The sequence below is a fragment of the Clostridium sp. CTA-19 genome (genome assembly GCF_054767855.1).
Genome location: NZ_BAAABH010000057.1, coordinates 1 through 8,883, shown reverse-complemented (window position 1 = coordinate 8,883; position 8,883 = coordinate 1). Strand labels below are relative to the sequence as shown.

At 26.5% G+C, this 8,883-nt stretch carries 10 protein-coding genes; all 10 read right to left on the bottom strand.

Features of this window, described 5'->3' with window-relative positions; all coding sequences use genetic code 11:
- On the bottom strand, positions 1-213 hold a 213-nt coding region (locus tag ACYUE0_RS17235), incomplete at its 3' end, for a hypothetical protein (RefSeq protein ID WP_460271828.1).
- 112 nt (positions 214-325) lie between these two features.
- Complete coding sequence (locus ACYUE0_RS17230; RefSeq protein ID WP_460271826.1) at positions 326-718, bottom strand: hypothetical protein; 393 nt, start codon at positions 716-718, stop codon at positions 326-328.
- Between the two features lie 474 nt (positions 719-1,192).
- Positions 1,193-1,813, bottom strand: coding sequence for an NUDIX hydrolase N-terminal domain-containing protein (locus ACYUE0_RS17225; protein WP_460271824.1), 621 nt, complete (start codon positions 1,811-1,813; stop codon positions 1,193-1,195).
- A 354-nt stretch (positions 1,814-2,167) separates the two neighbouring features.
- The gene (locus ACYUE0_RS17220) at positions 2,168-2,566 is read right to left on the bottom strand and encodes a hypothetical protein (RefSeq protein ID WP_460271822.1); all 399 of its coding nucleotides are present in this window, start codon (positions 2,564-2,566) and stop codon (positions 2,168-2,170) included.
- Positions 2,567-2,863: 297 nt separating this feature from the next.
- The gene (locus tag ACYUE0_RS17215) at positions 2,864-3,967 is read right to left on the bottom strand and encodes a GNAT family N-acetyltransferase (RefSeq protein WP_460271821.1); all 1,104 of its coding nucleotides are present in this window, start codon (positions 3,965-3,967) and stop codon (positions 2,864-2,866) included.
- A 669-nt stretch (positions 3,968-4,636) separates the two neighbouring features.
- Complete coding sequence (locus ACYUE0_RS17210) at positions 4,637-5,692, bottom strand: BtrH N-terminal domain-containing protein (protein WP_460271819.1); 1,056 nt, start codon at positions 5,690-5,692, stop codon at positions 4,637-4,639.
- Positions 5,693-5,762: 70 nt separating this feature from the next.
- On the bottom strand, positions 5,763-6,581 hold the full coding sequence (locus ACYUE0_RS17205) for a MerR family transcriptional regulator (RefSeq protein WP_460271817.1): 819 nt from the start codon (positions 6,579-6,581) through the stop codon (positions 5,763-5,765).
- A 343-nt stretch (positions 6,582-6,924) separates the two neighbouring features.
- Positions 6,925-7,383 carry an AraC family transcriptional regulator gene (locus ACYUE0_RS17200; protein ID WP_460271816.1) on the bottom strand — a complete coding sequence of 153 codons (459 nt, stop codon included), beginning with the start codon at positions 7,381-7,383 and terminating at the stop codon, positions 6,925-6,927.
- Between the two features lie 265 nt (positions 7,384-7,648).
- The gene (locus tag ACYUE0_RS17195) at positions 7,649-7,828 is read right to left on the bottom strand and encodes a hypothetical protein (protein ID WP_460271814.1); all 180 of its coding nucleotides are present in this window, start codon (positions 7,826-7,828) and stop codon (positions 7,649-7,651) included.
- A 150-nt stretch (positions 7,829-7,978) separates the two neighbouring features.
- A partial coding sequence (locus ACYUE0_RS17190; protein WP_460271812.1) for a hypothetical protein occupies positions 7,979-8,883 on the bottom strand: 905 nt, incomplete at its 5' end.

Sequence of the window (8,883 nt, the reverse complement as noted above, 5' to 3'; positions counted from 1 at the left end):
AAAGATATCATTACCTTCCAAATCTGAAAAATAAGAAGTACTTTCATGCCAAATGTAAATAACAAACATAAATCCATTTTGAGTTGTAACTTTATAAACAAATTTTTGTGCTCCACCCAATATTCTCTCAGCTTTTACTATGAGATATTCTTTTCCAAAATACTCTAATATTTTTACCTTAAATTCTTCATAAGGAAAATTAAATTCTTTCATTAACTTAGTTCCTCATCTTTCTTTATTTATATTGACCTCTTATTTAAATTGCCACGTAAAATACCGCAAAATTCAATTCATGAATAATGCGGTGTTTATATAAATTATTTTTTTAGTAATTTTTATTAAAATTTCTTTTTAAGATATATTCTACAGTAACGAATACAGCAACTAATATTAAACATTCAGCTTCTAGTAAAGTAACACTTGTATTATAAATATTAGATTTATTTAATATTAGCGATATCATAGTAAATAGTAATGTACCTACTCCTGAAATACTCCATATTAAACCATACTTTCTATTAACTGAATCTAATTTGTTTGTATTCTTACACAAATGTTCTTTTTCTCCGTCTAAAAATCCATTAAAAAACATTGCTATAGGTATAATTAAATCTAATGCTTTATCTATTTTTTTATATGAATTACATTTAAATAAAATTCCTATGAAAATCATTAATACAGGAATAATTATATTGCAAGTTAACATCAATATATTCATACTAAAACCTCCACATATCTTATAATAATATAACTATTGTTAGTTCCACTTTTTATGCAGGTATTATTCATAAGTAATAAAATAAATTTGTTTCATAATATATATATTTTACCATATTATTGTAAGTTTTGTAGTGTATTATAGAAATTTATTTACATCAAGCAATTCATTATGAAGCATAACTACGTATTGAACTAAAATCGCATAATTTATAACCAATTAATTCTGGATAAACCATATATGAAAGAAGATTTTCAAACAATTTTTTCACCGCATTATTCAATTTTTTAAAAACATTATTCGTATTTTTAGATTTAAAAATTAATTCGTAATATAACTAAAGGATGTAAACATACCGCATATTCATTTGAATAATACGGTATTCTAAGCAATTTAATATTTAATTTATTCTTCGTAATATTTTAAAATTGGTTCCTTAAAGTTGTCTTAATCTATCTTACAAATTGAAATTTGTTAATCAAATAGTGTTTTCCACTCATCTATATAGTATGCATCAAAACACATTTTAATTTGCTCCTCATTATTCTTCTCTGTTGCAAGTTCTGGTAAATTATCCACTTCGAAATAACCATATTCTGTTGTTTCAATATTCTCTTCAAACTGTCCGCCAATTACAGAACATTGCACAAATACTTTGCAAATACCATATGCATAGACAGGAAGATTGTGCTTTGCTCTATCCTGAACCGCAATAATTCTGTCTGCAACCACATCCAAACCCGATTCTTCTTTTACCTCTTTTACTGTATTTTCGCCAACTGACACATTTACATCACACCAACCACCTGGAAGTGACCATTTTCCATCATTCTCTCGAACAAGAAGAATCTTTCCATTTTCAAAAATAGATGCACGAGTTTCAAGTTTCGGTGTCTGGTATCCACTTTCATTACAAAAAATGCTTTTCACCATTCCTAAAGAAATATCCGACATATTAGATACAATTTCTGCTGATATTTCTCTAATACGTTCATATCGTTCCTTATCATAAACATCTTTACCATATGTAAGACCTGCTTGTGCAAGACTTTGTAATTCTATCGCCCACTGTAACCATTGCTCATTTTTATCCATAATTTTCCCCTTTAAAATTCCTATTTATTGAACACAATATTATAATTATCATGAATAAATTATAACATATTTTGTAAACAGTGTATTATTTACTCTTTAAATATTTCATTTCCTTTTCCCCTCTTAAATACAATTTCATAGTATTTACCTTACAGAAAAATACTTATTAAGCTCTCCTAAAATACCATGCTATTTAATTTCAAAAATCATAGTTCATTAATTAGTTGGTCAAATTTTTGAATTACGAAACAAAAAATACCGTATATTCATTTTTAAATACTACGGTATCTGCTTTATACTTTATTTTCATAATATATTAATATTATCTATTACTAAACTGAATTTCATATAATTTTATTTGCTTTCTAATGATATTAAAGAGCCATCTATTTCTTCTGAAACTCGGTCACCTTCTAAGAATTTTTCTTCTTGCATTTGTTGCTTAGTGACACTATATTGCTTTTCTATCTCATTTTTATCACTAACATAAATCACTAAATCTGTTGAATCGTCCACAGTTTTGATTTTTTTTATTATCATCATATTTTCAGAAAGACGTTTATCTTTTAATTGACCTATTACCATGCCGATACACATACCGATTGGAAGTCCGAAACACATTCCAAGCGCCATATTATCAGGGAAAATAATCATTCCAAATATTAAACCACCTGAAACACCGAAACACATTCCAATGCTCATATATAATGTCATATATTTTTCTACTGTGTTTTTTTTGTCTTTATTGTTCATGGTTACCTCCCAAACTTCCAATTTTTATATATTATCTTATATATAGTTAATTCATACTTTATAACCATTATAATGTACTTATTGTATATTTTTCAAATGCATAATATTTAATTTTAAAAGAACAAATTTTAATACTTATTTCGCTTTATAGTCAAAATGTTAAATAAATTTAGTTAAGCTTAATAAATCTATATCCATTCACAAATATTAATTTTTACATTATTTAGCGCTTAAACTTCCCATAATCTGAAATCCTTCAAAATATTTTCCTCATACAATTGTTTTGTAAAGCGCCTCCTAGATTTTCAACTCAGATTCAATCATTACGCTATCCTCTAAATCATATAGATATTCACATAGTGGACTTGATTTTAATGGTTCAATGCCTTTCCATCCATTTTTCAAGGCAATTTGATAATATTTTTTAGCTTCTTCCTTCTTATTGATTTTCCAATAAGCACATGCTGCGTTGTAAAATTGCCAAACAAACCCATAGTTATTTTCAAAGGCTCTTGTGTAAAATTCAGCTGAAAGCTTGTAATTTACTTTTCTCTTGAGATAATAGTTACCATTTATTAAATAATTAGCGTATAAATCATACCACCCAAAATATATTTTAATATTCTTTTTCTGCTCAAAACCAACTTTTTCAGCTAATTTATAGGATGGAATATTATTATCCCAACAATGCCAGCCTACATTTTTTATATTGTTATTTTTACAATGATTTAAAACTGCAGTAACCACTTGTGTGCAATATCCCTTTTTTCTATAATCCTCTTCTGTTTCTACTCCTAGTTCACACCTCTCTCCAACTACACAGTCAGCTATACATCTGCTTACAACTCCACCATCAATTATATATACATAACCAAATCCATTTTCTAAAAAATTATCAATGGAAGACCAGTTTTCAATTATGCTTTCTCTTACATCATCAATTTCTTTCAAATTACTATCCAACAACATTTCTTTATCGATTTTTTTTACATTTTCCGATACTTCCACAATATCAAATTTACCTATTTCTAGTTCTAGATATTTTCTCTCCTCCTCCATTGGATATAATGAATTAAATATATCTTTAAATGAATTTTCCCATTCCTTTGAAGAATAAAAAACTATATAATCTACCTCACTTTTTTCTAATGCTTTTTTAAAAATATTATCTTTCAATACATTATTTAACTCACAATTAAAGGCATTATCTTTAGCATCTCCTATGAAATACATGCCCTCTGGACTTATTAACAATGCTGCTGTTGGATTGTCCACATTGTTAACAAAAATCCTGCCTGGATTGATTTTATTTATAACACTAAAAATTGATAAATTATATTCTAAACCTTTAAACAAATCCGTAACCTTATTAAAATTTAATCTATTAAGTTCTACTACCATAGTACATACATCCCCTCTTATTTTTCTGTTGCGAAACTATTCTCTTAGTACTAATGTCTTTATTAAAATACCCTGCAAAATTTTCTTCAAAATAATTATTCCAACCTAGCTTTTTTATATAAATAACAATATATATTTTGACATTCAAATTGCTTTGCAGTTTCTACTTCAGATTATACTTATATTATAATTTTAAATTTTCAGTTTTTTTGAAGAATACTATACCTTATTTGCAACATTTATATAAATATTTTTAACAATGTTCACAGTATATTAATTTAAATTTATTTTTTCTGTATTATAACATATTAAATTAAATAATATAAAAAAGGATAACTTTTATTTGTTTTTTATCAACCTTCTCCTATATTTCATAATTCTTGTAGTGTTCTATTTTCCTCATATTCTTAAATAATACAGTATTTAATTTTCAAATATCTTATTATATATATTTCACCTCTTATTTGAAAAACAACCTAGAAAATACCGTAAAATTCAATTTTGAATATTACGGTATTTGCATAAATTTATTATTTCGTTTTATCCTCGCAATAAACTAATTAAAATAGATTAAACATGTTGTAGGACAATGCTAAATATTTTATAATTTAAAGAATTATTTTTATTTTTCATCTCAAGTATCTCCAATTTTACGACCAATTAAAAGCTTCAAATATTAACAAAGCATCTTTGTGCTTTCTTTTCTATACATTTTATATTTTTAAACAATTTGATGTATTTATTTGCGTTATTATATGAATTTTCGATGACATCCTGAATAAATCCTTGAACAATTTGTTCTATAATGCATCCACTCTCCTCATATAACTTTGATGCAACCTTCCAATTTTCATTTCCTAGTTTATCACAATTTTCATTTAACGCCTTTGCTAATTTATCTCTACATGCCTTATGTGAATTATCATCAATCTCAGGATCATTTTCATTTAATTCTTTTGGCACCCCTGGAAGCACACTTCCTGTGTAAGTAATAAGATGTATATATATTTCCCTTAATTTATCTTTATCAAATATTGTATTCCATGTATCAAATTCCTTAATAAATCTTTCAAATCCACGCATTCCTATAAATCCTAGATTAGAACAAAGATAGTTCTCCGCATTATTTTTAAAGGCAGCTTCGAGAACACTTTTCCTATTGTAATTGATATTAGTAAAATCAATTCCAAAATATGCATTCTTTTTGCTTATACCAATAAAATTATTTTCCCATGCTAATTTAAGATCATCATAAGAAACTTTTTGAATTTTCTCCTTTGAATTGTCATGAATGTAAATATAATCTTCATCATACCCCACCATTAAAATCACATGACCTGTAATATGAATCTTATGATAAAACTTTTCATGATATTTTAAATAATACATGTCCACTCCAAATATAATTACTGGGATTTCTTTATCAATGAGCTTTTTTACCTTTTCTAGAGTTTTTTTAAACGTTTTTCCTTCATCTGCTATAATATCATATCCCATAAATTCTTTCCAAAATTCATATTGTCTTTTACCGATACTACAACTTCCTAGAAATATCATTTTGGGAGGATTTGCTCTTTTTTGAGATATTAACTGGAATCCTGTTGCCGAATAAAAAATGAGTTCTTCTGGTATCCTTTTTCCTGTTTTCCATTCATAAATGTCACATAGTCCATTAACTGGACATAAATAATCAACTACTCTATGAGGTAACCTTAAAATCTTCATAATTAATCTTCCTTTCACATTAGATTAACTAAATTTTAAGCCCTCCCCTAATACTAGAGTCAATAGTTTACTATGACTTATTTTTAATTGGAAAGCAAATCTCTGTAATGAGTTCTTCTATATTAGATTGAGTTTCAAACGATACATGATAAATATTAAATGGTGGACCATTCAATTTGTAATTATTATTAGTAATCCATTCAGCTATTGCTTGATTTACTTGAAAAAGTTGACTATATCCACCTTTAACAGTTATAGTTGCAACTAAAATTGAATTAACAAATTTGAACTTAAGATTCTCAGTGTCCTTAAATTTACATTTAACTGTTCTTTGAACTTCTACATCAATTTGATACTCTTCATATTTCTGATTGTGAAATATAGCAATAATATAAGCTGGACTATCATATTCTATATTATTTAATCTAGCTTCTTCATACATTTGTTGCCATAATACTCCCTCTTGATTATAACCTTTTATTTTATTACGATAACTAATAACTTTTCTAGAAGGTATTTCTTTTATTGCTATACTGCTGGACAAATTTGAACCATTTTTCAAACAATTAATAGCATTCTTTACTAATAGTAATTGTTTTTCAAGTTTATGAATTTCTTCTTTTTTCTGAGCAGTTAAATCAAATAAATATTCCTTAAGCAATTCATTATTATCATGTTTTTCCAAAACCTTCTTAATATCTGAAAGACTTAACCCCATATCTTTTAATGCTTGCACTTTATTAGCTATAGGTAATTGATTTTCACTATAGTATCTATATCCTGTAAAACCATCTATATGAGCAGGAGTTATCAATCCCATTGCATCATAATTTCTCAACATATGAATGCTAATTTTTGATAACATTGAAAATTCACCAATTCTTAACATCTCTTTCTCCTTAAAAAATATCAATAAAATTTTACAATTATTATTTAATTAGTATGAGAATTATATCATAACATCTACATATTTTCATTATTCTGCAAAAGTATAGAAATTTGCAAGCACCATATTATTCAATTTTTAAAGAATACTTCTGTCACACTTTTTTTATTGTGACATAAAAAATACCGCATATTCAATTTTAAATAATACGGTGTTTGTAACAAATATTTTAAGTGTAATAGTAAACAATAAACGATATGTCCTAATTTGAGTTAAAGTTATATTACTTCAAACCTGCAAATTAAAATTTATAGGTTTGTATTATTTTACACCTTCATTTTTTATTCTACTTAATAGCAATATATAAATAACAATGTGCTTTCCCATCTTTCGTATATTTACCAGGAACAGTGCTCTCATAATCCTCAGTAAAAGCTCTATTTATATTTCCTAATTTTTGTTCACTCCATACCTTTTCCCATGCCTTTTTTGAACATACATTTATTTCTCCAGTTTCATCTTTTTCATTATATTTTTTATAGAAACCTTTATTCACTTTTGTTTCCATTTTTTTAAAAAAGTCAGCTGTTACAGCCATTATAGTATAATCATATTCCCCATTTTGGTCTTTTGAATAATTACTATATTTTGAAACTGGAGAAGCTCCTTTTTGAAACCTATGTTCGCTATCAAAAAGAATTGGTAGTTTTCCGCTCTCAACATCATCCCAAATTTGACCAATTATTTTCATTCCCTCTTCTGAACTATTCAGTCTTACTGTTACTTCTTTCAATTTATAAGCCATAGTTTTACTCATCCCCTTATGTAAAATTACTTATACCGTTTACATATGACTTTAACTTATATTAATTATATCATATCTACGTAAATATTTTTGAAATAAATGTAAACTGATTTATATTTTTAATACTTCATTATTCAATGTTAAAGTAATATTTCCATTCACACTTTTTTTATTGTGACAGAAAAAATACCGCATATTCAATTTTAAATAATACGGCGTCTGGGTAAATTATTCGTTTTTTTAGTTATTAAGTTAAATGGGGAAATTATAATCTATGGTTTTGAAAATTAAATAATTTTGTAATGCAATACATCATTCCTGACATACCAACAATACCAACTATAATCAATAGTGATTCACATTCTACATAGTTCATACTAAATGCAAATATAAAAAAACCAAGGATTGAACCCAAAATATATGGAATATAAGATTTATTTTTCATATTAATACTATTCCCTTTCATTAATTACAATTATGAATTATCTCATAAGGAAATTATATCAAACCAGCACCTCTGTGTAAATTAGATAGTTTTACAACACCTCATTATTCAATTTTCAAAAATATTATTCTTATTCCTCTATCTAAGTAGTTACATCTCAATATCACAAAATTTTTCTAAGCAATTTGTTAAATATGAAATCATTCCACAAACTTCATCAATATTATAATAATTTTTATCTAATAACTGATACGCTCCGCAAATATTTCCTAGATAATGGTATAACAAGTAAAATCTCATTTTTTCCTGATTTAGATCATCCCTCTGTAAATAACAATAGTTTTGACCAAATCTCATTTGCATAAAACTGTATTCTATTTCAACATCAAAAAACTTCGCACCCTCAATATCAATTAAATAAGTATCATTCTTTTCGTTCACCATTACATGGTTTGGACCTAATTCATAGTGCACAAAAGAATATTCATCATTTTCYTCRATCTCAYCATATATCTGGTTTAAAATCATGTCCACTTTCAAATACAACACTTTATTTTTCAAATCAGTGTCCATAATATAATTAAGGTTCTTTTTTGCTTCATTAAATGAATATTCTACTGTTGAAAACCCTTGGCTCTGAAGGCAATTTAGTGCACCTGCCTGTCTATTTGTAATCCCATACATTTTATTGAGATTCTCTTTTAATGATGTCATCACCGCTTCAACACGTTCAGGATGTTTTTCAATAATAGCATCCATATCCAAGCCATCAATATATTCAACATATGCATACTCAAATGGAAAATCTTTTTTTGTTCTATCCATGTAATATAACTTTGGTGTGCAAACACCATGCTYTATCATAAARTKATTGTTAATCTCAAATAAYTCTGCACTACTGGAAGTAAAGATATCATTACCTTCCAAATCTGAAAAATAAGAAGTACTTTCATGCCAAATGTAAATAACAAACATAAATCCATTTTGAGTTGTAACTTTATAAACAAATTTTTGTGCTCCACCCAATATTCTCTCAGCTTTTACTATGAGATATT